Origin of the sequence: Pseudomonas sp. BIGb0558 (assembly GCF_024807515.1) — a bacterium.
In the GTDB taxonomy this organism is placed as follows: Bacteria; Pseudomonadota; Gammaproteobacteria; order Pseudomonadales; family Pseudomonadaceae; genus Aquipseudomonas; species Aquipseudomonas yamanorum_A.
Genome location: NZ_JANUEW010000026.1, coordinates 11,643 through 36,780 on the forward strand (window position 1 = coordinate 11,643; position 25,138 = coordinate 36,780).

Here is a 25,138-nt window from a genome sequence, read left to right on the forward strand (position 1 = left end):
GTTCGGAGGGAAGTGCATCAGCGGTGATCCGACGACGGTCCGGACGGCTGGACGCGTTGGCGCCTGGCGATGTCTCAGGGTGTGTGTCGGGGGAACCGTCCATGCGGGAATCACAGTAAAGAGATGCCGGGCAGCCTCACACGCAAGGTTAAGCCGTTAAATCCAGTCTTGACGGAGTTTGGTTGTGCCACGGCTAAACATTTGCAAATAATGGCGGCCCTGCTCATGCCCAAGGACCCGACCGCATGAAAGCTTTGCTGACCCTTTCCCTGCTGGCCGGCCTGTCGACCCAGGCCCTGGCCGACAGCCCCGTATCGCGCCTGGATGAAGTGCTCCAGCGCGGTGAAATGAGCGTGTGCACCACCGGCGACTACAAGCCCTACAGCTATTTGCGCCCGGACGGCAGCTACGAAGGCATCGATATCGCCATGGCCCAGTCCCTGGCCAAGAGCCTTGGGGTGCAGGTGAAATGGGTGCCCACCACCTGGAAAACCCTGATGCCGGACTTCCTGGCCCAGCGCTGTGACATTGCCCTCGGCGGTATTTCGGTGTCGCTGGAACGGCAGAAGAAGGCGTTTTTCAGCCAGCCATTGGGCGTCGACGGCAAGATCCCGCTGGTGCGCTGCGCCGACGTGCAGCGCTATCAGACCGTGGAGCAAATCAATCAGCCGCAGGTGCGGGTGATCGAGCCTGCGGGCGGTACCAATGAAGTGTTTGCGCGGGCGCATCTGGGCAAGGCGCAACTGACGCTGTTCCCGGACAACGTGACGATCTTCGAGGAACTGTTGGCCAACAAGGCCGACGTGATGATCACCGACGCCAGCGAGGCCCGTTATCAGCAGAAGCTCAAGCCGGGACTGTGTGCGGTGAATCCCGAGCGCTACATGCAATACAGCGAGAAAGCGTTTTTGCTGCCGCGTGATGATGTGGCCTGGAAGAGCTACGTGGACCAATGGCTGCACTTGAGCACGGTGACCGGTGTGTATGACGGCATCATCAACCAGTGGCTGGCTGCGCCCTGACCAGTTCGACAAACGCCCGGCACGCCGCGCTGCGATAACCTCCCTTGCGACTGAGCAGCGCGGCCGTGCGTTGCGGCAACGGCGGGCTCAGCGGCACCGCCTGCAAGCCTGTCTGCACCCGGGCAATCGCGCTGGGCAGGATGGTCGCCAACTGAGTGTTCCGTACGATTTCGATAATCGCGCTGATGGAATTGGCCTCCATGGTGATCAGAGGCTTCGCCGCCTGGCTGCGAAAATACTCATCGATATAGCGGCGAGTGGCGAAGCCTGAGTTCAGCAGCACCCATGGCTGCTGAAGCCACGACTGTTGGCCAATACCCGGATGGCCGTCACTCACCACCACGCTCAGCGCCTCGACAAACACCCCTTCACACTCGATATCCGGCAAATGCTCGCCGGTGAAACCGATGCCGATATCCAGCAAATCCTCGGTCAGCGCCGCCTCGATGCGGTCCTGCGTCAGTTCCTCGACGCTGACGGTTATTCCCGGATACAAGCCGCTGAACCGCGCCAGCAGCGGCCCGATCAGGTAGGCGGTAAACGTCGGCGTCATGGCCAGGCGCACGCTGCCGCGGCTCAGGTCCTGCACGTCATGCATGGCCCGGGTGCCGGCCTGCAAATCCTGCAAGGCCAGGCGCGCAAACCGCACATAGGCCTCACCCGCGTCGGTGAGGCTGACGCTTCTGCCGGAGCGATCCAGCAACGCTGCGCCGAGGGTGTCTTCCAGTTGCTTGATCTGCTGCGACAAGGTCGGCTGCGACACATGCAGTGCCTCGGCCGCCCGGGTGAAATTGCGGTGCTCGGCAACAGCCAACAGGTAGCGGATATGACGCAGCAACATGAATGGCGCTCCAACTATAGGCATGACTTATGGAAACCATAATAAGCCGGTCTTGGACGCTATAGCTGAAAACTTCCATCCTTGCCCCATCAGCGACGCAAGGAGAACCACCATGCAAGATCTCATCGACGGCTTTCGCAAGTTCCAGGGTGAAGCCTTCACCCAACGCAGCGATCTGTTCAAGCACCTGGCCACCACGCAAAACCCCGGCACGCTGTTCGTGTCCTGTTCCGACAGCCGCGTAGTCCCGGAACTGCTGACCCAGCAGGAACCCGGTGACCTGTTTGTGATCCGTAACGCCGGCAACATCGTGCCGTCCTACGGGCCGGAGCCTGGCGGCGTGTCGGCCACCGTCGAATACGCAGTAGCCGTTCTCGGCGTCAGCGACATCGTGATCTGCGGCCACTCCGACTGCGGCGCCATGACCGCGATTTCCACCTGCAAATGCCTGGATCACTTGCCTGCCGTGGCCAACTGGCTGCGCCACGCCGAGTCGGCCAAGGTGATCAACGCCGCCCGCACTCACGCATCAGACGCCGACCGGTTGAACTCACTGGTACGGGAAAACGTGGTCGCACAACTGGCTAATCTCAAGACTCACCCTTCAGTGGCACTGGCCCTGGAACAAGGCCGGTTGAGCCTGCACGGCTGGGTCTACGACATCGAAAGCGGCGGCATCGACGCCCTTGACGGCCGCAGCGGGCGCTTCGTCTCGCTGTTGGACAACCCGAACACCCGCGCCCACGCCGCCTGAAACCTATTAAACCCCAAGAGGAAATCACCATGCTGCAATCCCAATTTGCCCAAACCCCACGCCTGGCCCTGGCCGACACCGTTATCGACATCAAGGCGCGCAAGAACCTGTCGTGGCAGGACCTCACCGACGGCACCGGCCTGAGCCTGGCGTTCGTCACCGCCGCCCTGCTCGGCCAGCACCCGTTGCCGAAAGACGCTGCCGACGTGGTCTGCGACAAGCTTGGCCTCGACCAGGACGCCAGCCGCCTGCTGCAAACCGTGCCCCTGCGCGGCTGCTTCCCCGGTGGTGTGCCGACGGACCCGACCATGTACCGCTTCTATGAAATGCTGCAGGTCTACGGTTCCACCCTCAAGGCCCTGGTGCACGAGCAGTTTGGCGACGGGATCATCAGCGCCATCAACTTCAAGCTGGACATCAAGAAGGTCGAAGACCCGGACGGCGGTTCCCGCGCGGTAATCACCCTGGACGGTAAATACCTGCCGACCAAACCGTTCTGATTTATCGGCAAACCGTCTACGCTCTTGGCACACCAACAAGAACGAGGGACGGGTAATGAAAGGACTGCTCCGAGCCACCTGGCTATTGCTGTTGTGCCTTGGCCAGGTGCACGCCGCGACCACTCAGGATGAGGACGCCCAAGCCGCCAAGGCCCTGCTGGAAAGGGCCTTGGCGTATTACCAGAGCAATGGCGACAAGGCCTTTGCGGCATTCAGCCGCCAGGGTGATTTCGTCGACCAGGACCGCTACGTATTCGTGGTCGACACCAAGGGCGTGCTGCTGGCAAGTGGCGGGCCCTCTTCGGCATTGATCGGGCGCAATGTGTCCGAGGTGCTCGGGCCGGATCTGAAGAAGTCGTTCAAGGACGCGCTGGCGGTGCCGGAAGGCAGTGGCATCCAGCAGGCCGAGTACCGGTGGCAGAACTGGAATGACGGCAAGGTCGAGCGCAAGCACGTGTATTACCAGCGCGTCGGGCAGCGGATCCTGGCCGTGGGTTATTACTTGCCACGGGCGACCCCGGAGCATGCCAGGGCCCTGCGCAATAAAGCGGTCAAGGCGCTGGAGAAGGACCCGGTCGGGACACTCAAGGCGATCAACGACATGCAGGGTGGTTTTCTGCAGGACGACCTGTATGTGTTTGTGGTTGACCTCGACACCCACCGCTATGTGGCCCATGGCACGACTCCGCGCTTGGTGAATACGGATTTCAGCAAGATCAAGGATCCCGACGGGAAGCCGGTGGGTGAGCCGATCCTGGCGGTGATGGCGGAGCAGGATCAGGGGGAATACAAGTACCGCTGGAAAAACCCGGTGACCGGAAAGGTCGAGAACAAGCATGCGTATTTGCGTAAAGCTGGGCATTTCATGGTGGCGGTGGGGTATTACAGTCCTTGATACGCCTTCGTAACGGCCTGATTTTTTTAGCCGGAAAGCTTCTTTTGCCGACGGCGGAGTATTTCCCTGATCCGCTTGCGCCTGTAGCGAAGCTCGAGAAACTTTCCACGCATTTCCCGGTGGCGCTTGCTGTTAAGTATCAGCAGGCCCAATAACGGCCAAAATAGACTTTCTGCATATAAAAATGGGTGCAGGGAGAATTGAATGGCCGGCAAAGCCATGAGCAGACAGACCACAAAAAAAACCACCATGCCCCACACCCATTGGGGCCGTCCATACATCATCATAAAATTGCAGAGGGTGATAATGCAGGCGAAGAAAGTAGCAGCGCGCTCACCAAATGTTGTCCATAACGCCAAAGGCGCCACGCGAAAATAGTAATGTTCCATCAGGAAAACTATTGCAGAGCCTCCCAGAAAACCGCAAAAAATGGCGGCCATAAAGGTAGGAAAGTAGCGTTTCAGAAATGGCTCCAACGGCATCAGATGGATCATTCTGAAACCTCCTCGTAAAGCCCAACCGCAATGGTGCGGATGTTCCCAGACATCGCACTGCCCGCAACACTCAATGCGGCGCCAAGAGCATCTTGAATTTGAGCGATAGTTCCTTGGCGGATTTCAGAGGATGTGTAGCGCTTGGGCATATCTCCCATCTTTTGCTTTAACTTGATCAATTTTCGAGTCATTTCCGGACGATTGATGCTCAGCAGCTCGTTGGTGAGCCTTACCCGCTCCTGGCGATTCAAACCTTTAAGGACCTGGCGCAAACTCTTACCGGTAGTTTTCCTGAGCACATTAACGAGTCGGATGGTTGCCATTGAAGTCACTCCAGCGCCTAACAATGAAGCTGCATCGAGACCGGCTGTGACAGTTTGGTACCACTCATCACTGTCCAAATAATCATTCTGGGCAGAATTAAAAAGTTCGTTACGAACCCGAACAAACCCGTTAAGACATTGAACGCTACTTGCCAGCCCGGCGGAAACACCAATGGCAGCGACCACGCCCGAGGCACCGCCACTGAATGGAATCAGTGAAGCGCCACTCATCGCAACCCTCCAACTAATCCATGCCGCCGTGCAGGCCAGCGCCATATTCACCAACTCAAACACCACCTGCGATTCCCGCGGCTCATGCTCCAGGCGCCGAATAAACTCCACTCTCCCGACAGACCGCGGTGCCTCGCGCAAAATCACCTTCTTGGGCACGATGCTGCAAATCGGCTGGAACTCACGCAACACAACCGCCCGTAAATTCCCATCGAGATACACCACCCCGGCCCCGACAATGGCGGGGTCGGCGTCGATGGCAGCAAACAGGCGGCGCACGTCGATACTGCTTTCCACCCGCTGCCGGGTAGTGAGATGGGCACTGGGAAAGCCGTCTTTCATTACGCTGGAAGTCATCCCTTCACTCCTTGGTCTTAAAGAGCGCAGAGCGTAAAGATTGAATCCCCTCGAAGAATGTCAGAAAACTCCTCTTTTCCAGACAGGCACTTCCTGATCACGTCCCACGGTCTTGTGGGCAATATCCGAATAAGAAAAGGTACGTCCCCCCGCCACTACCGGCGAAACATAAGAGAGGGAACGACGATGGCAACTGATATGTTTTTGAAGCTGGGAGACATCAAGGGAGAGTCAAGGGACCAGGTCCATCGCGACGAGATCGATATCACCGAGTGGAACTGGGGCATGTCCCAATCAGGGTCCATGCATACCGGCACTGGTGGCGGTGCCGGCAAGGTCAACATCGATAACCTGATGCTCACCAAGCGTATGGATAAATCCTCGCCCAACCTGATGATGGCCTGCTCCACCGGCAAGCATTATCCCGAAGCCAGGCTGGTAGTACGCAAGGCTGGGGGCGACAGCGCCGTAGAGTATCTGGTGATCACCTTGACGGAAGTCATGGTCACCTCCTACCAAGCCGATGCAACGCAAACGGCGGATGTACTGACCGAGGTTATCGGCCTGAATTTCGCCAAGGTCGAAGTCGGCTATCAACCGCAAAAAGCCGACGGCGGCAAGGATGGCGGCGCCGTCAAGTACGGCTGGAATATCCGCGAGAACATCAAAATGTGACCGAATGTGGGAGCGGGCTTGCTCCCACATTCAATCTTCATTGCTCCAACTATTTCGCCTTGTCTTCCCGCCCCCGCAGCACGCGGTTAGGCATCGCAATCGCGGCCGCCAAGCCCAGCAACGATACCCCGGCACTGACCATCAGCAAATGCCGGAACGTGATCAGCAACTCCCCCCGCAACGCGTCCTGCGCCGGCCCAGGCGCTGCATTCAAACCATCCAGCAGCACATTCCCCGAACTCCCCTCCGCCACCAGCGCCCCGCTGGCCAGGTGCGCAAAGCTGGAGTCCTGCAACAACGCCAACAACAGCGCCGACATGCACGCCACCCCGACCGCACCACCCAGGGAACGAAACAGATTGGTGGTGCTGGTCGCCACGCCAATGTCCCGCTGCTCCACCGAGTTCTGCGTACCCACCAGGGAAGTCGGAAACTGCATCCCTGCGGCAATCCCGCAGAGCAACATGAACAGACTGGTAACCGCCACAGCCTGGGGCGCACTGAGGGCCATGCCCAGAATCGCGATCGGGCTCAGCAAGGCGCCAATCAGGATCATCGGTTTATAGCGGCCGGTCACCGAAGTCATGCGCCCGGCGAAATACGCACCCATCGGCAAGCCAATCGCCAGCGGCAACAAGTGCAAGGCAGCGCTGTCGGCACCCGAGCCGGTAACGGTCTGGTAACGCAGCGGCATCAATACCGTGAGGGAAATCGCCTGGAAACTGGTAAAGAAAATCGTGCACCAACACAGCACCGCGCTGCGGTTGGCAAACAGGTGCATCGGCAACAACGGCTCCCGTGCCCGGCGTTCGTGCCACACAAACAGCGTCAACGCCACCAGCGCACAGGCCAGCAGCCCCAGCACTTCATTGTCACGCCAATGATGACCCTGGCCGATCTCGGTGATGCCCAGCAACAACGCAGTCAAGCCGACGATCATCAGCACGGTGCCGAGGTAGTCGATCACCGGCTTGCGCTGCGGCACCGGCAGCCCCACCAGCGTGCGATGGGCCACCCACCAGGCGCCCGCGCCCAATGGCAGGTTGATCAGGAACACCCAGCGCCACGACAGGTACTCGGTCATGTAGCCACCCAGCACCGGCCCGGCCACGCTGGCCACTGCGTACATGCTGCTGAAATAACCCTGGTAACGCCCACGCTCACGGGGCGGGATGATGTCGCCGATAATCGCCTGGCTGACCGAAATCATCCCGCCGGCACCGATGCCCTGGAGGATCCGCGCCAGCACCAGTTGCTCCATGCTCTGGGCCATGCCGCAAAACAGCGAAGCAACGGTGAACAGGCCCATGCCGATCAGCATCATCGGCCGGCGCCCGTACAGGTCGCCGAGCTTGCCGTAGATCGGCACCGCCACGGTCATCGCCACCATATAGCCGGAGATTACCCAGGCCAGCAGGTTGACGTCGTGGAACTGGGCAGAAATGGCCGGCATGGACACGGCGACGATGGTCTGGTCCAGCGCTCCGAGAAAGATCGCCATCATCAAGGCGACAAGGACACTGCGAACGGCGGGTGTGGCGGGCTGATTGAGGTTGGTCACGGCAGAACCTGCGAGCAAGGGCCCACGGGAAAAGGAGGCCCGCGGGAATGCTCGTCAGTGTACTAGATAGCTGGCTATTCGATAGCCTCGTAAGGAAGTCCGACGTAATTTTCTGCAATGGTTTTACGCCCGGCTTCGGAGTCGACGAAATATTCCAGTTCGCTCTGGGCGATGCGCTGGCTGAAGCCATCCGCCTCCGGAAATTGGTGCAACATCGAAGTCATCCACCAGGAAAACCGTTCGGCCTTCCAGATCCGCCGCAGGCAAATCTGTGAGTATTTTTCCAGCAACTCCACCCGGCCCTCGCGGTACACCTTGAGCAGGATGTTGAACAAGGTGCTGACATCGCTGGCCGCCAGGTTCAAGCCCTTGGCGCCGGTGGGCGGCACGATATGGGCGGCATCACCGAGCAGAAACAGGCGGCCGTACTGCATCGGCTCCACCACGAAGCTGCGCAGGGGCGCGATACTTTTTTCAATCGACGGGCCGGTTATCAGTTGCTCGCTGAGTGCCGTGGGCAAGCGGGTTTTCAGTTCGTCCCAGAAGCGCTCATCGGACCAGTCCTGCACCGATTCATCGGCCGGCACTTGCAGGTAATAACGGCTGCGGGTCGGTGAGCGCATGCTGCACAGGGCAAAACCGCGCTCATGCTTGGCGTACACCAGCTCATCATGGATCGGCGGGGTGTCGGCAAGGATGCCCAACCAGCCAAACGGATAGACCCGCTCAAAGATTTTCAGCGCCTCAGCCGGAATCGACTGACGCGCCACACCGTGAAAACCGTCACAACCGGCGATGTAGTCGCAGTCCAGGCGATACTGCTCGCCTTCATGCTCGAAACTCAGCCACGGCTCCGCGCGTTTCAAATCATGGGGCTGTACGTTACTGGCTTCGTAGAAAGTGACAGCACCGCTGGCCTGGCGCGCGGCCATCAGGTCGCGGGTGACTTCGGTCTGGCCGTAGATCATCACCGTCTTGCCGCCGGTCAACGCCTTGAGGTCGATGTGGGTCAGTTGCCCGTTCAACGCCAGCTCAAAACCCTCATGCACCAAACCTTCGGCATCCATCCGCGCACTGACGCCGGCCTGGCGCAACAGGTCGACCATGCCTTGCTCCAGCACCCCGGCCCGGATGCGCCCTTGCACGTAATCCGGCGTCTGGCGCTCAAGAATCAGGGTTTCAATCCCGGCGTTGTGCAGCAGTTGGCCAAGCAGCAGTCCCGAGGGACCGGCGCCAATGATGGCGACTTGGGTTTTCAGCGTTTTCATTATTTTTATGGCCCGCAAGCTTCACCGAACGTATTCGGTGAAAGAGTTGTCATTGATGGTGTTGCTGGCATTTTTCACTTGAGTGCCCGGCATAAGAAGGTGAAAACTGAGCCCAAAGCTGCGCTTTTCGCCAATTGGGGCGATTACCGCACAACTCTCCCGAAGTATCGGATGAAGCCATGACCAAAACTGCCAGTGCAGCGATTCCAGTGTTCAAACTCTACGGAGAGAGCCAGCAATGGCCGACCCCGGATTTGTTGCACTGTGAAACCATCTCCCGGCGCAGCCGTGAGTACCAGTGGGAAATCCAGCCCCACCGGCATGCGGACTTGTGCCAGTTGCTGTACGTGCACAAGGGCCAGGCGCAACTGGAGATCGAAGGCCAGCGCAGTACCCTCAGCGAATCGACGCTGCAGGTGCTGCCGCCGTTATGCGTGCATGGCTTTCGGTTTTCCGAAGACGTCGAAGGGTTCGTGGTCACCCTGGCCGCGCCGCTGATGGCGCATTTGCAGGAACAACTGGGCGCGGCGCTGGATGGCCTGAACGCCCTGGGCAGCTACCCCGCCGGCAAGGACAGTGACTACCTCAACAGTTTGTTCGCCCGGTTGCAGGAGGAGTACGCCAGCGACCAACCGGCACGGGACATGATGATGCACGCGCTGGTCAGCGTGCTGCTGGTGTGGATCAGCCGCCAGGCGACCCAGCGTCGTCATCCGCGCGCGCCGCGAGGCCGCGAATACTTCCGCCGGTTCACCCAGTTGGTGGAGCAGCATTACCGCGAACACCCGAAAATCGAAGACCTGGCCCACAAGCTCGGTATCTCGGTCTCACACCTGAACGGGACATGTCGGGAATTGGGCGGGCAGCCCGCCTTGCAGATCATGCACGACCGCCAATTGCTGGAAGCCAAGCGCCTGCTGACTTACACCAGCATGACCATCAACGAGATGTCGGAAGTGTTGGGGTTTTCCGACCCGACCAACTTCTCGCGGCTGTTTCGCCGGCGCGTCGGGTTTTCCCCGAAAGCGTTTCGGGAACAGTTGAAAGCCGATCAGGACGTTAGCGCAACGAGCTGAAGGCGGCCATGTGGCCAACGCATTGGCCGTGATTGCAGCTGGCGGCGTAGCTCGGCTGCATGCGGGCCTGTTCAACGCGGTAGGCGGCAGTGCCATAGAGCGCTGTAGCGGCGGCGCACAGGGTGAAAATCATCAGGTACTTTCTTGTTTTGATCGACATGATGCTGACCTCTGATCGGATCAAGAAGGTGCTTGTATAAGCATAGGTCAGCGTGGGCATGTCGCCATTATCGGGCGCCATTCAATCTGTTTATGTCGGCTTAGAGACCGACGTCCCATTCAGGCTCTTCCGGAAACCTCAGCACCAGGAAATCCAGCAGGCTGCGCAGTGCCGCCGGCATGTGCTTGCGCGAGGCGTACACCGCATAGATGTTCATCTGCTGCGGCTCGGCCTCGGGCAGCAGGCGGATCAGCTCGCCACTGCGGATGTAGTCGCCGGCCTGATAACTCGGCAGCCGCGACACCCCCGCCCCCGCCAGCGTCACCCGCAACAAGGTACTCGCCTCATTGGCGCTGATATTGCCCTGCACCGGCACCGACACTGGTTCGCCGTTTTCCACGAAGTGCCACAGGCTTTTGCCGAAGTAGGAATGGGTCAGGCAATTGTGCCGGGCCAGGTCCTGCACGCGCCGGGGTTGCGGGTGCTCGTGCAGATAGGCGGGCGATGCACAGATCACCGAACGGCACAGCGTGAGCCGGCGGGCGATCAGGTTCGGGTCCAGTTCATAGCTGGTGCGGATCGCCAGGTCGATGCGTTCATCCACCAGGTTCACCGTGCGGTCGAGCATCTGCATGTCGATACTGACCAACGGGTAGCGCTTGACGTATTCGGCGATGGCGTCGGCCAACTGGGCCTGGCCAAACGAGGTGCTGACACTCAGGCGCAGCAGGCCGCGGGGCGCTTCGTCGGGCTCGCTGACGGCGGCCTGCATGTCGCTGCACAATTCCAGCATCTGCCGGCAACGGGGCAAGGTTTCACTGCCGGCGGCGGTCAGGCTGAGCTTGCGGGTGGTGCGGTGCATCAGCCGCGCACCGACCCAGTCCTCCAACTCCGCCAGATAGCGCGACACCACCGGCCGCGACAGGTCCAGGTGGTCGGCCGCCGCTGACTGGCTGCCCAGGTCCACCACAGCCACGAACACCCGCATTGCTTGAAGACGATCCATGATTTGCCCGCTTTCAGAAACAAACTATGTCCCAGCATCGCATTTTTTGTAGCGTTTGGTGCAACTAAGCTCTGTCCACACCTTAGCGATGACTGGAGCTGCACATGTTTGGATTCTCCCCGCTCAAGCGCGTGGCCCTGGCCGCCGCTACCCTGGCCTTTACCGCCCACGCCGCGGCTGCCGACTTGACCCTGGACGCCTACAACCCGGGCGAAACCGCGATGATGCCGGTCACTTCGGTACTGGTCAGCGGCGACAAGGACGCGATCCTGGTGGACGCCCAGTTCGGCAACACCCAGGCCGAACAACTGGTGCAGAAAATCCGCGCCAGCGGCAAGCGCCTGACCACCATCTACATCAGCCACGGCGACCCGGACTACTACTTCGGCCTCGACACCCTGACCGCCGCCTTCCCCCAGGCCAAGGTCGTGGCACCGCAGCCGGTGGTGGACCATATCAAGGCCACCGTTGAGCACAAACTGGCGTTCTGGGGCCCGAAACTGGGGGCCGACAAACCTGCCAAAGCCGTCATCCCCCAAGTGCTTGAGGGCCACAGCCTGACCCTCGAAGGCAAGCAGTTGGAAGTGATCGGTCTCGACGGCGCGCAACCGGACCGCACCTTTGTGTGGATCCCGTCGATCAAGGCGGTGGTGGGTGGTGTGGTCGTCTCCGAGAACATTCATGTGTGGATGGCCGATACCCAGACCGCCAAATCCCACACCGATTGGCTGGCAACGCTACAACGTATTCAGGATCTGAAACCGCGCACCGTGATTCCGGGCCACTACCTGGGCACGCCGTCGCTCACATCCGTGGCGTTCACCGCCGACTACATCAAGGCGTTTGACGAAGAAACCGCCAAGGCCAAGGACTCTGCCGCGCTGATCAGCGCAATGAAAAAACGTTACCCGAACCTGGGCGACGCAAGCACCCTGGAACTGGGCGCCAAAGTCGCCAAGGGCGAAATGCAGTGGTGAGTTGATTCAACCCTTAACCGTACTGGAGAACGTCATGAGCAAGATCGCAATCATTGGTGCCACCGGTCGTGCCGGTAGCCAACTGCTGGAAGAAGCCTTGCGTCGCGGGCATACCGTGACCGCCATCGCCCGCAATACCGACAAGATCGGCGTACGCCCCGGCGTCACCGCCAAGCAAGTGGATGCGCTGGATGCCGAGGCGCTGGAACAGGCCATTCGCGGCAACGACGTGGTGATCAGTGCGGCGCACTTCGCCACGCTGCCGGCAGACGCGGTGATCAATCCGGTGAAAAAGGCCGGTGTGAAACGCCTGCTGGTCGTGGGTGGTGCCGGTTCGCTGCTGTTGTCGGGCGGTAGCCGGGTGATCGACAGCCCCGGCTTCCCCGAGGAATACAAAACCGAAGCCAGCGCCGGCAGCGTGTTCCTCGACACCCTGCGCCAGGAAAAAGACCTGGACTGGACCTTCCTTTCGCCCTCGGCGGAATTCACCGAAACCGCCCGCACCGGCAAATTCCGCCTGGGCCAGGATGAGTTGCTGGTGAGCGAGGAAGGCCGCAGCTGGATCAGCTTTGCCGACTTTGCAATTGCGCTGATTGATGAAGTGGAAACACCGAAGCATTCGCGCCAGCGGTTTACGGTCGGATACTGATCACCCGTACTTTGCGTAGCAGCTGTCGAGCCCCAGCGAGGCTGCGTTTGCGGTACATCTGATACACCGCAAACGCAGCCTCGCCAAGGCTCGACAGCTGCTACGCAGGTTTCTGTGCCTGGCTCACCAACCAATTCATAAGCTGCTCCAACCCCGCCGAGGGCTCCGTCGCCGGCGGGTACACCAGGTAATAACCCATCCCCGTCGGCACCCGCAGTTCAAACGGCGTCGCCAGCCGCCCCGCCTTGAGATCTTCGCCAATCAGCGCGCTGTCGCCAATCGCCACGCCGGACCCCTGGGACGCCACCGTCATCGCCAGGTCCAGCGTTTCAAAATGATGCCCCTGAGCCAGATTGCTCAAACGCGTATCCGCCGCCTTCAACCACAACGCCCAATCCCGTTCATCCCGCGTGGGGTGCAACAGCACCTGTTGCTGCAAATCCGCTGGCGTGTGCAAACCACCGAGCAACGCCGGTGCGCACACCGGCGTCAGGCGCTCATCAAACAGGTGCCGCGCCTCGCACGACTGCTCGGCAATCGGTGCATAGATCACCGCTGCATCGAACTGCTCACGGCGAAAATCGACGGTGTAGGCCACGGTAGTCGTGAGTTCCACCGGCACGTCCGGGCGTTCCTGCTGCCACTGCATCAGCCGTGGCAACAGCCAGCGCATCACGCAGGTGGAGGCCTTGAGCTGCAAGGTTTCGCGGCGGGTGCCGATCTGCTCCACCGCCTCACCGATCAAACCAAATACCTGCTGCACCCGCAGCGACCATTCGCGGCCCTCTTCTGTCAGGCTCAAACCCCGGGCCTGGCGCTGGAACAGCGCATAACCCAGGTGACTTTCCAGCCCGGCAATCTGCCGGCTCACCGCGCCCTGGGTGATGTGCAATTGCTCGGCGGCACGGGTGAAGTTGCAGCACTGGGCCGTGACCCAAAAGGTGTGCAAGGCGGGCAACGGCGGTAGGCGTTTCATAAGGGCGCAGCCATGACGTGAGGACATGGCTAGTATGACTTTTTATCGATTGTTGCCGCTACGGGCCAGCCGTTCCAATACCGGCCTTTATCAACAATAAGAGCGACGACAATGGCGACCTGCGGCGAAGTATTGGTCAACCTGCTGGAAGGCTACGGCGTGGACCAGGTGTTCGGTATCCCCGGCGTGCACACCGTGGAACTCTATCGGGGCCTGGCGCGCTCCAGCATCCGCCATGTCACCCCGCGCCACGAACAGGGCGCCGGCTTCATGGCCGACGGCTATGCGCGCACCAGCGGCAAACCCGGTGTGTGTTTCATCATCACCGGCCCCGGCATGACCAATATCACCACCGCCATGGGCCAGGCCTACGCCGACTCGATCCCGATGCTGGTGATTTCCAGCGTGCAGTCCCGCAGCCAGCTGGGCGGCGGGCGCGGCAAGCTCCACGAGTTGCCGAACCAGGGCGCGATGATCGCGGGCGTGGCGGCGTTCTCCCACACCTTGATGTCGGCGGCCGAATTGCCCGGTGTATTGGCCCGGGCGTTTGCGCTGTTCCAGGCCGGGCGACCGCGCCCGGTACACATCGAGATCCCGCTGGATGTGCTGGTGGAAAACGCCGACGCGTTGCTCGGCAGCGAGCCGGTCAGCGTGTCCCGCGCCGGTGCTGCGCCGTCGGCGGTCAAGCAGATGAGCCGGTTGCTGGCGGCCGCCAAACGCCCGCTGATTCTCGCCGGTGGCGGTGCCATCGACGCCGCGCCCGAGCTGACGCAATTGGCCGAAACCCTCGGTGCCCCGGTCGCCCTGACCATCAACGCCAAGGGCATGCTGGCCTCCCACCATCCGCTGCTGATCGGCTCGACCCAAACCCTGGTCGCCACCCGCGCCCTGGTGGCCGAGGCCGACGTAGTGCTGGCGATCGGCACCGAGTTGGCAGAGACCGACTACGACGTGACCTTCGCCGGCGGCTTCGAAATTCCCGGTGCCCTGCTGCGCATCGACATCGATTCCGACCAGACCGTACGCAATTACCTACCGCAAGTCGCGCTGGTGGCTGACGCACAAATCGCCACCCAGGCATTGCTCGCCGAACTGGGCAACACGCCCTTGGCCGCCCGCGACAGCGGCTGGGGCGCACACCGCGTCGCCCGCCTGTGGAGCGAACTGGAACCGACCTGGGACGCCGCCACTCGTGCGCAAACCCTGTTCCTCAACACCGTATTGGCAGAGCTGCCCGACGCCGTACTGGTGGGCGACTCCACCCAACCGGTGTACACCGGCAACCTGACCCTGAACCTCGACCAGCCGCGCCGCTGGTTCAACTCCTCCACCGGCTACGGCACCCTCGGCTACGCCTTGCCGGCGGCCATCGGCGCATGGCTGGGGCGTGGCAACGGTGCGCCGGTGGTGTGCCTGATCGGCGACGGCGGCCTGCAATTCACCCTGCCGGAACTGGCCAGCGCCGTGGAAGCGCGCACACCGGTAATCGTGCTGCTGTGGAATAACCAGGGCTATGAAGAGATCAAGAAATACATGGTCAACCGCGCCATCGAGCCGGTGGGCGTCGACATCTACACCCCGGACTTTATCGGCGTGGCCAAGGCCCTTGGCGCGGCTGCCCAGCGCATCCAGGGGATTGAAGAATTGCGCAGCGCATTGCGTGCCGCCACTGATCGCCAGGGGCCGACGCTGATTGAAATCGACCAGGGGCTTTGGATGAAAGAGGTGGCGGTATGAGCACGGTAGTGAACGGGCTGTACATCAATGGCGTGTGGCGTGCGGGCCATGAGGTGCTGGACGTGATCAACCCGGCGACCGAGGCCACGTTGGCCCAGGTGAATGTGGGTGATACCGGCGCAGTGACCGAGGCCGTCGGTGCTGCCAGCGCGGCCTTCCCGGACTGGTCCAGAAGCACCGGCCGTGATCGCGCCGCACTGCTGCGCAAAATCGCCGAGGGCGTCAGCGCCCAACGCGAACACCTGATGCACCTGCAATCGAGCAACAACGGCAAGCCGCTGTTCGAGGCCGGGATTGATGTGGATGACGTGATCGCCACCTTCACCTATTACGCCGGTTTGGCCGACGACATGGACGCCACCCAGGATCGTTCGGTGGCACTGCCCACTGCGGATTTCAGCGCCCGTGTACGCCGTGAACCGTGCGGCGTGGTGGGCCTGATCGTGCCGTGGAATTTCCCGATGGTGACCACCGCCTGGAAGCTCGCCCCGGCGCTGGCTGCCGGCTGCTGCGTGGTGCTCAAACCGTCGGAAGTGACGCCGCTGGCAGAGCTGGAACTGGCCAGGATCATCGCCTCGGTGGGGCTGCCTGCCGGCGTGTTCAACGTGGTCTGCGGCACGGGCCTGGCAGTTGGCGCGCCACTGGCGGCGGACCCGCGAGTAGCAAAAATCTCCTTCACCGGCAGCAATGCCGTGGGTGTGCAGGTGATGCAGCGCGCCGCCGAAACGGTCAAGGGCGTGAGCCTGGAGTTGGGCGGCAAATCTTCCTTGTTGGTGCTGGCGGACGCCGACCTCGACCTGGCCGTGGAGCTGGCCTGTGGCGGTGGTTTCTTCAACGCCGGGCAGATGTGTTCCGCCACCAGCCGGGTGTTGGTGGCCGACGAATTGGCGGACGAGTTCCTGACCCGTTTGCAGGCCAGGGCCGAGAGTATTCGCGTGGCGGACCCGTTCGCCGATGACGTGGAAATGGGCGCGCTGGTCAACCGTGCGCAGTACCAGCGGGTGCTGGGGCATATCGAGCGAGGCGTGCAAGCCGGTGCGAAATTGCTGTGTGGCGGCGCACGCCCGACGGACTTGCCTCACGGTTACTTCATTCGCCCGACGGTGTTTACCGAAGTGCCGCTGGACAGCGCGTTGTGGAACGAAGAAATCTTCGGCCCGGTGCTGTGTGTGCGCAGTTTTGCCAGTGAAGCCGAGGCGGTGGCGCTGGCCAATGACAGCGAGTTCGGCCTGGTGGCCAGTGTGCTGAGCAGCGACCTGGAAGCGGCTGAACGGGTGGCCAATGCGTTGCAGGTGGGCCTGGTGTGGATCAACGCGCCGCAGGTGATCTTCCCGCAGACGGCGTGGGGGGGTTACAAGCAGAGCAGCATTGGCCGGGAACTGGGGCCGTGGGGGTTGCAGGCGTTTCAGGAGATCAAGCATGTGATTCGGGCGGTCTGAAACCACCCGAAAGCACTGTGGCGAGGGAGCTTGCTCCCGCTGGAGTGCGAAGCGCTCCCAAAATTCTTGGGGCCGCTACGCAGCCCAGCGGGAGCAAGCTCCCTCGCCACAGCAAGCTCCCTCTCCACAGCAAGCTCCCTCGCCACAACAACCCCGCCCGCATTTTTTCAATAGCCCCAACGACTTTCTCATTTGCCGCCCTCCCCCACGCCCGGCCTAATGCTGCCCTTGTCAGCTTAAGGCCCGCCCATGGAAAACGTCCGCGCAAAACCCGCCACCGCCGTTTGGCTGATGATCAGCGTGGTGCTGGTCGCCCTCAACCTGCGCCCGTCGATGGCCGCCGTCGGTCCGTTGTTGTCGTCAATTCGCGCTGATGTGCCGTTGAGTTTCAGCACCGCCTCCCTGCTGACCATGTTGCCGGTCATGGCCATGGGCCTGGCGATGTTTTTCGGCATGGGTGCGGCCAAGCGCTTCGGCGAGCATCGCAGCATTGTGCTGTCGCTGGTGGTGATCGGCCTGGCCACCGTGTCACGCTTGTTTCTCGACTCGGCGGCTGAGCTGATCCTCAGCGCCATCGCCGCCGGCATCGGGATCGCGATGATCCAGGCGTTGATGCCCGCGTTGATCAAGTCGCGCTTCAGCGACAACGTTTCCCTGTTCATGGGCCTGTACGTCACCGCGATCATGGGCGGCGCGGCCCTCGCCGCTTCGTTCTCGCCGTTTGTCCAGGTGCACACCGGCAGTTGGCGCATCGGCCTGGCAATCTGGGCGGTGCTGGCCGTATTGGCGCTGGTGTTCTGGTACGCCCAACGCTCGGTGTTGCCGCCTCTGCCCCAAGCCGGTACCGGCCCGCAGGAGTCGTTCTTCGGCAATCGCCGGGCGTGGTTGCTGGCGCTGTTTTTCGGCCTCGGCACGGCGTCCTACACCTGTGTGCTGGCCTGGCTCGCGCCGTACTACGTGGAACTGGGCTGGAGCGAACAGAATGCCGGCCTGTTGCTGGGCTTTTTGACCGCCATGGAAGTGGTCTCCGGCCTGGTCACCCCGGCCATCGCCAACCGTCGCCAGGACAAGCGCGGCGTGGTCGCGGTGCTGCTGGTGCTGATCATCGCCGGCTTCTGCGGCCTGATCCTGAGCCCGCAACACCTGAGCCTGCTGTGGCCATGCCTGCTGGGCCTGGGGATTGGCGGGTTGTTTCCGATGAGCCTGATCCTGTCCCTCGACCACCTGGACAACCCCCGCCGCGCCGGCGGCCTGACGGCCTTTGTGCAGGGCATCGGCTACCTGATCGCCGGTTTGTCGCCGCTGATCGCCGGGATGATCCGCGACCAACTGGGCAGCTTCGAATGGGCCTGGTGGTCACTGACGGCAGTCGTGGTGGTGATGCTGCTGATAGTACTGCGCTTCGACCCACGGCATTACGCGCGGCATATTCGCTGAGGTCGTGTTGTAAACATTATTTGTCCCACCTCAAACAGAGAAAGGTCCGACAGAGCTTTCTATTGGCACGAACGTTCCGTTAACATTTTGTATTGTCTTGTACCGAGCTCGGTACAAACGATTTGCGGACGGAATGGATGCTAAACAGCAACTTGCTTAGAAAGCTCGATATGCAGGACCTGATGGTGTTTGTCGCTGTTTACGATCAAAGCAGCGTCACCGAGGTCTCAGAAACCCTGTTCGTCAGCCAGTCCACCGTGAGCTACAGCCTGAAGAAGCTGCGCACCAGCTTCGAAGATGAGCTGTTTATCAACACCCGGGCGGGCATGCGTCCTACGTACAAAGCCACAAGCATGTACGGCCATGTGCAGAAAATTCTCGAGAGCATCAACCTGTGCCACGCCGGCAGCCAGGCTTTCGACCCCACCCAGAAGGCCGTGGCCTTCAACATCTGCGCCCCTGAATATTTCGAACAGTTGATCCTGCCGCGCCTGCTGAAAACCTTCGACCACGCCGACCTGCCGGTGATCGTCAATGTGCACAAGCTGGAAACCGACATTCCGGCCGACGCCTTGCGCGACGGTCGCCTGGACCTGGTGATCTGCTTCGGCCCGCACTTTCATCGGGCGCACAAGGATTTCAAGACCCAGATGCTGCTGGAAGATGACCTGGTGTGCGTCTTCGACAAACACTCGGCCCCCCGGGAGCCGGCGTTCAGCCTGCAATCCTTCGTCGAGCGGCGCCATGTGTTCCCCACGCCCTGGAGTTCGGACACCAACATGATCGACGGCTGGCTGGCGCGCCAGTCCCGCAAGCGCCAGGTGATCGCCCGGGCCAACAGCTACAGCGCGGCGCTGAAGATGATCACCGGCACCGACTTTATCGTCACCCTGCCCCGTCGGGTGCAGAAGCTGCTGGCGGACCAAACCCTGTTCGGCCATTGCGATGCGCCGAACGGGTTGCCGGGGTTTACCCTGGATATGCAATGGAACGAACACAGCGAGCAGGACAGCGCCAACACGTGGTTCAGGGAGCAGGTGGTGAAGGTGTGTGCGGATCAGGGGTTGCTATGACCTTTTTTTGTAGGAGCGAGCTTGCTCGCGAAGAACGTTAACGATAACGCGGACATTCAGGATTCCCGCGTCGCCTGTCAGTTCTTCGCGAGCAAGCTCGCTCCTACAGTGTTTAGCCGATGGTGACTTTGCTGTAGGACTCGCGATCCATGTCCACCAGCAACACACTGAGCTGCACCTGCAAGTCCGCAGGCCAGTCGCCCAAATCCTGCAGCGCCGCCAACAGGCTCTCCGACAACTGCTTCTTGACCTGCGGCGATCGCCCGCTGAGCAATGACAGTTTCACCGCGATAAACGCCCGCGGGCTCAAGGAAGTGCCGACCTGGAACGTCTCGACCTTCTGCGCCCGACTTTTGATATCGAACTCGGAACCGAACTGCCCGGACGCCATCAGCACGTTGTTGAGCCGCAACAGGGTTTTCTCAACGGCCAGCTCTGTGAGGTTGGCGGTGTATTCCAGATGCAGGTGCGGCATGAAAGGCTCCGAGTTGTTGTAGGAAAAGAGTCATACATATAGCACGGTGCCGCGCAGAATCAGACCGCTTTCAATGTGAAACTTCGGTCACGCTGCGCAACGCGCGATTTTCCCAAATCGCCACCACCACCAACACGGCCGACGTCAGCGCGCCCAGCACCAGCGCCGAAAACATCTGCTGCAAGCCCAGCGGCAACAACACCAGCAACAGCAACAACCCGCCCAGGTGCGAGAGCGGTGGCAATGGCCGGTCGCTCATCACCCACTTGAACAACGCACTGCCCAGCAGGAACAAGCAAGGGCCGGCGATGATCGCCACCACGCCCGCCTGGCTCGCGTGCCCCGGGTGCACCAGCACCAGTTCGTCGGCCACCGCGCTGACGATGATCCCGGCCACGATCAACACATGCAGGTAGGTGTAGGCGATCCGCGCCTGGCGTCCCGGGTCGGCGGAGCTGGCGATGCGGTGGTGGGCGCGCTCGGCGCCGCTGTCGAAATAGATCCACCACAGGGCAATGCTGCCCACCACCGCCACCAGGAACGCCGCCAGGCCTTCCCCGCTCCAGGGCAATTCGGCGAAGGTGGCGCCGGTCACCAGCAACGACTCACCGAGGGCAATGATCACAAACAGGCCGCAGCGCTCGGCCATGTGGTTGCCTTCCACATTCCAGTCCGAAAGCGTCGAGCCCCCAAGCCCCGGCACCCAGAAATACACCGACGGCGAAATCAGCTCGATCAACAGCGCCAGGGCCCAGAAGGCCAAACGCTGCTCGCCCTCAAGCAGCGCGCCGGTGATCCAGAACACCCCGGAAAACAGCATCCACGCCAGGATCCGCTGGAAATTGCGGGTCATGTTCAGCGACTCGCCACGCACCGCCCACAACGCAAACAAAGTGCGCCCGGCCTGCATGAATACGTAGGCGCCGGCGAACAACAGGCCACGGTCGGTAAATGCCTTGGGAATCGAAGACGACAGCAGCAAGCCCGCCACCATCAAGCCGAACAGGCCGATGCGGATCGGGATTTTTTCCGGGTCGAGCCAGTTGGTGACCCACGAGGTGAAGATCCACACCCACCACACCGCCACCATCATCAGCGCCACCTGCACCGCACCGCCGATGGACAAGTGCGCAAGCAGCGAATGGGACAACTGGGTCACGGCGAACACGAACACCAGGTCGAAAAACAGCTCGACCATGCCAACCTTGCCGCTGTCATGACTGCCGCGACCACGCAGCAAGGAACGGGATGGGGTCATGGGTGGATCTCCCTGAAGGTGTTATCTCAAGATTTTGGTGCAACCACCGCCAGCATGTCCCGCTCACTCATGAACGCCTCCAGCCGCGAGCGCATCCAGCGTTCCGCCGGGTCGGTGTCGACGTGGCTGAGCCAGACCATCGACAAGTCCAGGGTCGGGGTTTCGAACGGGAACGGCTCACAGAACAGATTCCCGCCGGCGGCCATGGCCTGGGCAGTGTAGTCCGGCAGGCTGGCGATCATGTCGGTGCCGGCGAGCAACGCCGGCAGCGCGCTGTATTGCGGCACCGACAGCACCACATGGCGCTTGCGACCGATCTCCGCCAGCCACTCATCGGCAAACCCGGACACGTTGGCAGTGTGGGACACCAGCACATGGGGCCGTGCGCAATATTCGTCGAGGGTCAGGGGGTTGTCCGAGGCGTCCGCCCGCAGCAGGCACGGGCGGATATGCCGCAATAACTTGCGCTTGGCATTGGCCGGCAGGCCGCGGGTCTGGGTGATGCCGACGGTGATATCGCCGGAGGCCAGCAGGTCCGGGATGCGCCAGTAATCCACATGCTGCACCACGAACACCACCTGCGGCGCTTCCTGGCGCAAAGCACGCAGCAGCGGCGGCAGCAGGCCGAACTCGACGTCGTCGGACAGGCCGATGCGAAAGGTCATGGTGCTGATGGACGGGTCGAAATCGTGGGTCAGGCTCAGGGCCGACGACAAGGAATCGAGGGCCGGCGACAGGTGCTTGATGATCTCCTCGGCCCGCGCCGTCGGCTCCATGCGATGGCCGACGCGAATGAACAGCGGGTCATTGAACAGCGTGCGCAGGCGATTGAGGGCGGAACTGATGGTGGGCTGGCCGAGAAACAGCTTCTCGGCCACCCGAGTCACATTGCGTTCGAGCATCAAGGTTTCAAAGACCACCATCAGGTTGATGTCGGCCTTGCGTAATTCATTGCGATTCATCGGCGCTCGCCCCACTGCCCTGGATAGGAGGCAGTTTAGGAACACCCGGGGCCCTGCGTCTATGCGCACACTGTTCAACGCGGGCCTTTGAGACTATAAAACAGCTTCCGAGGCTTGCGAGAACACCATCGTGCTGGTCATTTCTGCCTTGAGCGTCCTGGTTGCCGGGATTTTGCTCTGGGCCATCAAATTTATCGCTCACCCCACCGCCAGGACATTGTTGCGGGTTTTCGTCGGTTTATGCCTGGCGGCAGTCGTCGCTTACCTGGTGCTGGCTTCGGGGTTTCCCACCTCATTGCTGGTGTGATCGGCCTCCTGGCCCTGGCGCAAACGCAGTGCGGCCAAGGCGGCCACCACCAGCACCACGGCAATCACTTTCAAGCCGTTCATGGCATTGCCGGTGCTCATCTCGATTGCGCCCATCACCGACGGCCCGACAAACCCGCCGAGCAATCCGCAGGCATTGACGAAGCCCAGCCCGCCCGCCAGCGCCACGCCTTTGAGGCGCGAAGCCGGGTACAGAAAGATGATCGACTGCACCACAAAGAACATCACCGCCGACACACAAAAGCCCAGCAGGCTGAACACCGGCCCCGACACCGAGGCAATGCCCAGCCCCGCCGCCATGGTCAGCAGGCCGGTAATCAACAGCCGCCGGGCACGGGTGGGTGTGGTCGCAAACCGCGGCAGCAACACCGCACCCGCCGCTGCGGCAATCCACGGCAATGAGGTCAGCAGGCCGACGCTCATGGTGCTCAGTTCACCGTATTTGCTGATGATGCTCGGCAGGAAAAAGATCACGGTGTAGATGGTGATCTGATGGCAAAAATACACAAAGATCGCCAGCAGGATCTGCGGGGTCAGCCAGTTTTTCAGCGAATGCCCGCCCTCGCCTGCGCCCTCTTCGGTCTCCATCGCGATGCGCTGTTCAATCCCGCGCGCCTCTTCGGCCGAGAGCCACGGCGCCTTGCTCGGACGGTCCGGCAGCTTGCGCCACACCACCCAGGCAAACGCCACCGCCGGCAGGCCTTCGAGCAGGAACATCCACTGCCAGCCGTGCCAGCCGAGCATCCCGTCCATGCGCATCAACGCCGCGCCCACCGGGCCGCCGATGATGTTGGCAAAACACACGCCCAGCAGGAAATACCCGGTGGCCCGCGCCCGCTGCTCGCGGTTGAACCAGTAGGTGAGGTACAGCATCACCCCGGGAAACAGGCCGGCTTCGGCAATGCCCAGCAGCAGGCGCAGGACATAGAACGAGGTCTCGCCCTGAACGAACGCCATGGCCGCCGAAATCAGGCCCCAGGTCACCATGATCCGGGCGATCCAGAAGCGCGCGCCGACCTTGTGCATGATCAGGTTGCTGGGGATTTCCGACAGTGCATAGGTCAGGAAAAACAATCCGGCACCCAGGCCGTAGGCCGCAGCGGAAATGCCCAGGTCAACGTCCAGGTGATGCTTGGCCAGGGCAATGTTGGTGCGGTCCAGGAAGCTCAGCACGTAGGCGATGATCAGCAAGGGCATCAGCTTGACGAACATCAGTTTGTTCAACTCCCGTGGCTCACGGGCGGTAGTGGCAGTCTTCATCGGGCAAGTCCTCTTGGCGCCCCGCCAGCACCCTGGCTGGGGGACGCATCGGTGTTGTTCTAGGGTTCGAGTTGCGCAACCAGCGCCGGCGGGCGATGGGAAAACAGTTGCAGCAGCGCCCCGCCCAGGGCACAGCCGGCCATCACGAAGAAGCACACCGTGTAGCCGTGCAAGGTGGTCCAGCCGCCGCCCATGGCAATCAGGCTACCCATCAGCACCGGCGCCAGGCCGCCGCCGATAAACATCGCGGTGGTGATGATGCCGTTGGCAGTGGAGGTCGCCGACGGCTCGGCCGAGTCGCAGGCCACCGCGTAGTAGATCGGCCACACCGCGTTGGCCACCAGGCCGAACAGCAGCTGCACGACGATGATCAGGGTCAGGGTGTTGGCGAAGTAAAACGCGCCGACACTGGCGGCCATCCACACCCCGCAGATGATCAGGGTGACACGCCGGCCAATGATGTCCGACAGCGATGGCCACACCAGTTGCCCGAGAATTCCGGTGAGGGTGAACACCACGCTCATCCCCGCCGACTCCGCCAGGGACAGCCCGGCAATGTTGTACAGGTAGGCCGGCAGCACGATGTTGACGCCCATGTACACCACCTGGGTCAGCATCGTATTACCCGCTGTCAGGGCGATATTGCGGTTGCGCAAGGTGGCGATAAACGTGCGCCAGGCGTGGCCTTTTACCTGGCTGGCCGGCGCGTTGTCCGGCGGGGTCATGCCCTTGGCGGCGATGTCGACGTACAGCGCGGTGATGCGTTCGGCGGTGGAGTATCGCGCCCAGAAAATCATCAACGGCAACGCCACCACAAACGCGAAGAAAAACACGTAGCGCCAGTTGTCTTCCCCAAAGGTGCTGATGACAAAACTGGCGACGATGCCACTGAGCATGGCGCCAATCGGGTAACCCGTGTGGTGCGCGCCCAGGGCAAAACCGCGACGCTCCACCGGCCACCATTCGGCGGTGTTGCTCACGCCCACCGGCTCGCCCCAGCCTGCACCAAGGTTGACGCCCACCCGCAGCGCAATAAAGGTTGCGAGGTTGCCGCTCAGGGCCTTGAACCCGGACAGAAACGAAATCGCGGTGTAGCCCAGCACCAGCGGCACCTGGAACCGCGCGCGCTTCCAGCCACCGCCGTAGCGGTCGCTCCACATCGATCCGGGAATATCCAGCAGGGCCAGGGCGAGCATGATCACCGTGGCCATGGTGCCCCACTGATCGGCCGACAAATCGAAGTGCTTGGAAATGGTCGGCCCCAGGCGCAGTACGATCTCACGGTCGTAGGCGTTGAGGATCCAGATCATCCAGCACACCAGCAGCGACACCCAGGAGTGCCGGTGAATGCTGCGCAGCGAGGCTTTTTTCAAGATTGCCATGGGTTTCTCCAGGCGCGCGAGGG

25 protein-coding genes are annotated in these 25,138 nt (G+C 61.7%); 12 read left to right on the top strand and 13 right to left on the bottom strand.

Annotation, left to right across the window (positions count from 1 at the left end; translation table 11 throughout):
* Positions 1 to 245: 245 nt before the first annotated feature.
* Positions 246 to 1,022: a transporter substrate-binding domain-containing protein gene (locus M2400_RS24285; RefSeq protein ID WP_177121671.1), complete on the top strand. Its 777-nt coding sequence runs from the start codon at positions 246 to 248 to the stop codon at positions 1,020 to 1,022.
* Here M2400_RS24285 and cynR read toward each other — a convergent pair.
* Complete coding sequence (gene cynR / locus M2400_RS24290; RefSeq protein WP_259198626.1) at positions 997 to 1,863, bottom strand: transcriptional regulator CynR; 867 nt, start codon at positions 1,861 to 1,863, stop codon at positions 997 to 999. The two genes, M2400_RS24285 and cynR, sit on opposite strands and share 26 nt — an antisense overlap.
* A 112-nt stretch (positions 1,864 to 1,975) precedes the next feature.
* On the opposite strand from cynR, the gene M2400_RS24295 reads away from it, so the two are divergent.
* The 3 genes from M2400_RS24295 to M2400_RS24305 are packed head-to-tail and all read left to right on the top strand — an operon-like array spanning position 1,976 to position 4,012.
* Positions 1,976 to 2,617, top strand: a complete 642-nt coding sequence (locus tag M2400_RS24295; protein ID WP_177044958.1) for a carbonic anhydrase — start codon at positions 1,976 to 1,978, stop codon at positions 2,615 to 2,617.
* A 29-nt stretch (positions 2,618 to 2,646) separates the two neighbouring features.
* Positions 2,647 to 3,117: a cyanase gene (cynS, locus tag M2400_RS24300; protein WP_259198628.1), complete on the top strand. Its 471-nt coding sequence runs from the start codon at positions 2,647 to 2,649 to the stop codon at positions 3,115 to 3,117.
* Between the two features lie 55 nt (positions 3,118 to 3,172).
* On the top strand, positions 3,173 to 4,012 hold the full coding sequence (locus M2400_RS24305; RefSeq protein WP_177133812.1) for a cache domain-containing protein: 840 nt from the start codon (positions 3,173 to 3,175) through the stop codon (positions 4,010 to 4,012).
* Between the two features lie 26 nt (positions 4,013 to 4,038).
* Here M2400_RS24305 and M2400_RS24310 read toward each other — a convergent pair whose 3' ends face one another.
* Positions 4,039 to 4,506 carry a hypothetical protein gene (locus M2400_RS24310; protein ID WP_259198633.1) on the bottom strand — a complete coding sequence of 156 codons (468 nt, stop codon included), beginning with the start codon at positions 4,504 to 4,506 and terminating at the stop codon, positions 4,039 to 4,041.
* Positions 4,503 to 5,417 (bottom strand): NAD synthetase, encoded by a 915-nt coding sequence (locus M2400_RS24315; protein ID WP_259198635.1) that lies wholly within the window; start codon positions 5,415 to 5,417, stop codon positions 4,503 to 4,505. The genes M2400_RS24310 and M2400_RS24315 overlap by 4 nt, the downstream gene beginning before the upstream one ends.
* 186 nt (positions 5,418 to 5,603) lie before the next feature.
* Between M2400_RS24315 and M2400_RS24320 the strand changes: the two genes are divergently transcribed.
* A complete protein-coding gene (locus tag M2400_RS24320; RefSeq protein WP_259198637.1) occupies positions 5,604 to 6,092 on the top strand; it encodes a type VI secretion system tube protein Hcp in 489 nt (162 codons plus the stop codon).
* Positions 6,093 to 6,141: 49 nt separating this feature from the next.
* On the opposite strand, the gene M2400_RS24325 is transcribed toward M2400_RS24320, so the two are convergent.
* Positions 6,142 to 7,653 carry an MDR family MFS transporter gene (locus M2400_RS24325; RefSeq protein ID WP_259198639.1) on the bottom strand — a complete coding sequence of 504 codons (1,512 nt, stop codon included), beginning with the start codon at positions 7,651 to 7,653 and terminating at the stop codon, positions 6,142 to 6,144.
* Between the two features lie 74 nt (positions 7,654 to 7,727).
* The gene (gene pobA / locus M2400_RS24330; protein WP_259198715.1) at positions 7,728 to 8,912 is read right to left on the bottom strand and encodes a 4-hydroxybenzoate 3-monooxygenase; all 1,185 of its coding nucleotides are present in this window, start codon (positions 8,910 to 8,912) and stop codon (positions 7,728 to 7,730) included.
* A gap of 188 nt (positions 8,913 to 9,100) precedes the next feature.
* Between pobA and M2400_RS24335 the strand changes: the two genes are divergently transcribed.
* Complete coding sequence (locus M2400_RS24335; protein ID WP_177133806.1) at positions 9,101 to 9,997, top strand: helix-turn-helix domain-containing protein; 897 nt, start codon at positions 9,101 to 9,103, stop codon at positions 9,995 to 9,997.
* On the opposite strand, the gene M2400_RS24340 is transcribed toward M2400_RS24335, so the two are convergent.
* Positions 9,981 to 10,157: a hypothetical protein gene (locus tag M2400_RS24340; protein ID WP_177044971.1), complete on the bottom strand. Its 177-nt coding sequence runs from the start codon at positions 10,155 to 10,157 to the stop codon at positions 9,981 to 9,983. The two genes, M2400_RS24335 and M2400_RS24340, sit on opposite strands and share 17 nt — an antisense overlap.
* A 100-nt stretch (positions 10,158 to 10,257) precedes the next feature.
* Positions 10,258 to 11,163 (bottom strand): LysR family transcriptional regulator, encoded by a 906-nt coding sequence (locus tag M2400_RS24345; protein WP_177044972.1) that lies wholly within the window; start codon positions 11,161 to 11,163, stop codon positions 10,258 to 10,260.
* Between the two features lie 104 nt (positions 11,164 to 11,267).
* Between M2400_RS24345 and M2400_RS24350 the strand changes: the two genes are divergently transcribed.
* Together M2400_RS24350 and M2400_RS24355 are read left to right on the top strand one after the other, a co-directional pair.
* A complete protein-coding gene (locus M2400_RS24350; RefSeq protein ID WP_259198647.1) occupies positions 11,268 to 12,140 on the top strand; it encodes an MBL fold metallo-hydrolase in 873 nt (290 codons plus the stop codon).
* 34 nt (positions 12,141 to 12,174) lie between these two features.
* Positions 12,175 to 12,789: an NAD(P)-dependent oxidoreductase gene (locus tag M2400_RS24355; RefSeq protein ID WP_177044976.1), complete on the top strand. Its 615-nt coding sequence runs from the start codon at positions 12,175 to 12,177 to the stop codon at positions 12,787 to 12,789.
* Positions 12,790 to 12,889: 100 nt separating this feature from the next.
* Here M2400_RS24355 and M2400_RS24360 read toward each other — a convergent pair whose 3' ends face one another.
* A complete protein-coding gene (locus M2400_RS24360; RefSeq protein WP_259198649.1) occupies positions 12,890 to 13,765 on the bottom strand; it encodes a LysR substrate-binding domain-containing protein in 876 nt (291 codons plus the stop codon).
* A gap of 111 nt (positions 13,766 to 13,876) precedes the next feature.
* Between M2400_RS24360 and M2400_RS24365 the strand changes: the two genes are divergently transcribed.
* The 4 genes from M2400_RS24365 to M2400_RS24380 all read left to right on the top strand — a co-directional run bounded on the left by M2400_RS24365 (position 13,877) and on the right by M2400_RS24380 (position 19,451).
* The gene (locus M2400_RS24365) at positions 13,877 to 15,502 is read left to right on the top strand and encodes a 5-guanidino-2-oxopentanoate decarboxylase (RefSeq protein ID WP_259198651.1); all 1,626 of its coding nucleotides are present in this window, start codon (positions 13,877 to 13,879) and stop codon (positions 15,500 to 15,502) included.
* On the top strand, positions 15,499 to 16,941 hold the full coding sequence (locus M2400_RS24370) for an aldehyde dehydrogenase family protein (RefSeq protein ID WP_259198653.1): 1,443 nt from the start codon (positions 15,499 to 15,501) through the stop codon (positions 16,939 to 16,941). The genes M2400_RS24365 and M2400_RS24370 overlap by 4 nt, the downstream gene beginning before the upstream one ends.
* A gap of 249 nt (positions 16,942 to 17,190) precedes the next feature.
* Positions 17,191 to 18,378, top strand: coding sequence for a cyanate transporter (locus M2400_RS24375; protein ID WP_177079525.1), 1,188 nt, complete (start codon positions 17,191 to 17,193; stop codon positions 18,376 to 18,378).
* 137 nt (positions 18,379 to 18,515) lie between these two features.
* Positions 18,516 to 19,451 (top strand): LysR family transcriptional regulator, encoded by a 936-nt coding sequence (locus M2400_RS24380; RefSeq protein WP_177121676.1) that lies wholly within the window; start codon positions 18,516 to 18,518, stop codon positions 19,449 to 19,451.
* A 112-nt stretch (positions 19,452 to 19,563) separates the two neighbouring features.
* On the opposite strand, the gene M2400_RS24385 is transcribed toward M2400_RS24380, so the two are convergent.
* From M2400_RS24385 to M2400_RS24405, 5 genes are all read right to left on the bottom strand, one after another.
* A complete protein-coding gene (locus tag M2400_RS24385; protein WP_177044988.1) occupies positions 19,564 to 19,926 on the bottom strand; it encodes a 5-carboxymethyl-2-hydroxymuconate Delta-isomerase in 363 nt (120 codons plus the stop codon).
* A 70-nt stretch (positions 19,927 to 19,996) separates the two neighbouring features.
* Positions 19,997 to 21,184 carry a low temperature requirement protein A gene (locus M2400_RS24390; protein ID WP_259198658.1) on the bottom strand — a complete coding sequence of 396 codons (1,188 nt, stop codon included), beginning with the start codon at positions 21,182 to 21,184 and terminating at the stop codon, positions 19,997 to 19,999.
* A 26-nt stretch (positions 21,185 to 21,210) separates the two neighbouring features.
* Positions 21,211 to 22,146, bottom strand: a complete 936-nt coding sequence (locus tag M2400_RS24395; protein ID WP_177121677.1) for a LysR substrate-binding domain-containing protein — start codon at positions 22,144 to 22,146, stop codon at positions 21,211 to 21,213.
* A 261-nt stretch (positions 22,147 to 22,407) separates the two neighbouring features.
* A complete protein-coding gene (locus M2400_RS24400; RefSeq protein ID WP_177121678.1) occupies positions 22,408 to 23,733 on the bottom strand; it encodes an MFS transporter in 1,326 nt (441 codons plus the stop codon).
* Positions 23,734 to 23,792: 59 nt separating this feature from the next.
* Positions 23,793 to 25,115 carry an MFS transporter gene (locus tag M2400_RS24405; RefSeq protein ID WP_177044996.1) on the bottom strand — a complete coding sequence of 441 codons (1,323 nt, stop codon included), beginning with the start codon at positions 25,113 to 25,115 and terminating at the stop codon, positions 23,793 to 23,795.
* Between the last annotated feature and the right edge of the window lie 23 nt (positions 25,116 to 25,138).

Bases quoted from the DNA above. Each gene is read 5' to 3' on its own strand.
- M2400_RS24285 (WP_177121671.1), top strand. From the start codon at position 246: ATGAAAGCTTTGCTGACCCTTTCCCTGCTGGCCGGCCTGTCGACCCAG.
- cynR (WP_259198626.1), bottom strand. From the start codon at position 1,863: ATGTTGCTGCGTCATATCCGCTACCTGTTGGCTGTTGCCGAGCACCGC.
- M2400_RS24295 (WP_177044958.1), top strand. From the start codon at position 1,976: ATGCAAGATCTCATCGACGGCTTTCGCAAGTTCCAGGGTGAAGCCTTC.
- cynS (WP_259198628.1), top strand. From the start codon at position 2,647: ATGCTGCAATCCCAATTTGCCCAAACCCCACGCCTGGCCCTGGCCGAC.
- M2400_RS24305 (WP_177133812.1), top strand. From the start codon at position 3,173: ATGAAAGGACTGCTCCGAGCCACCTGGCTATTGCTGTTGTGCCTTGGC.
- M2400_RS24310 (WP_259198633.1), bottom strand. From the start codon at position 4,506: ATGATCCATCTGATGCCGTTGGAGCCATTTCTGAAACGCTACTTTCCT.
- M2400_RS24315 (WP_259198635.1), bottom strand. From the start codon at position 5,417: ATGACTTCCAGCGTAATGAAAGACGGCTTTCCCAGTGCCCATCTCACT.
- M2400_RS24320 (WP_259198637.1), top strand. From the start codon at position 5,604: ATGGCAACTGATATGTTTTTGAAGCTGGGAGACATCAAGGGAGAGTCA.
- M2400_RS24335 (WP_177133806.1), top strand. From the start codon at position 9,101: ATGACCAAAACTGCCAGTGCAGCGATTCCAGTGTTCAAACTCTACGGA.
- M2400_RS24340 (WP_177044971.1), bottom strand. From the start codon at position 10,157: ATGTCGATCAAAACAAGAAAGTACCTGATGATTTTCACCCTGTGCGCC.
- M2400_RS24345 (WP_177044972.1), bottom strand. From the start codon at position 11,163: ATGGATCGTCTTCAAGCAATGCGGGTGTTCGTGGCTGTGGTGGACCTG.
- M2400_RS24350 (WP_259198647.1), top strand. From the start codon at position 11,268: ATGTTTGGATTCTCCCCGCTCAAGCGCGTGGCCCTGGCCGCCGCTACC.
- M2400_RS24355 (WP_177044976.1), top strand. From the start codon at position 12,175: ATGAGCAAGATCGCAATCATTGGTGCCACCGGTCGTGCCGGTAGCCAA.
- M2400_RS24360 (WP_259198649.1), bottom strand. From the start codon at position 13,765: ATGAAACGCCTACCGCCGTTGCCCGCCTTGCACACCTTTTGGGTCACG.
- M2400_RS24365 (WP_259198651.1), top strand. From the start codon at position 13,877: ATGGCGACCTGCGGCGAAGTATTGGTCAACCTGCTGGAAGGCTACGGC.
- M2400_RS24370 (WP_259198653.1), top strand. From the start codon at position 15,499: ATGAGCACGGTAGTGAACGGGCTGTACATCAATGGCGTGTGGCGTGCG.
- M2400_RS24375 (WP_177079525.1), top strand. From the start codon at position 17,191: ATGGAAAACGTCCGCGCAAAACCCGCCACCGCCGTTTGGCTGATGATC.
- M2400_RS24380 (WP_177121676.1), top strand. From the start codon at position 18,516: ATGCTAAACAGCAACTTGCTTAGAAAGCTCGATATGCAGGACCTGATG.
- M2400_RS24385 (WP_177044988.1), bottom strand. From the start codon at position 19,926: ATGCCGCACCTGCATCTGGAATACACCGCCAACCTCACAGAGCTGGCC.
- M2400_RS24390 (WP_259198658.1), bottom strand. From the start codon at position 21,184: ATGACCCCATCCCGTTCCTTGCTGCGTGGTCGCGGCAGTCATGACAGC.
- M2400_RS24395 (WP_177121677.1), bottom strand. From the start codon at position 22,146: ATGAATCGCAATGAATTACGCAAGGCCGACATCAACCTGATGGTGGTC.
- M2400_RS24400 (WP_177121678.1), bottom strand. From the start codon at position 23,733: ATGAAGACTGCCACTACCGCCCGTGAGCCACGGGAGTTGAACAAACTG.
- M2400_RS24405 (WP_177044996.1), bottom strand. From the start codon at position 25,115: ATGGCAATCTTGAAAAAAGCCTCGCTGCGCAGCATTCACCGGCACTCC.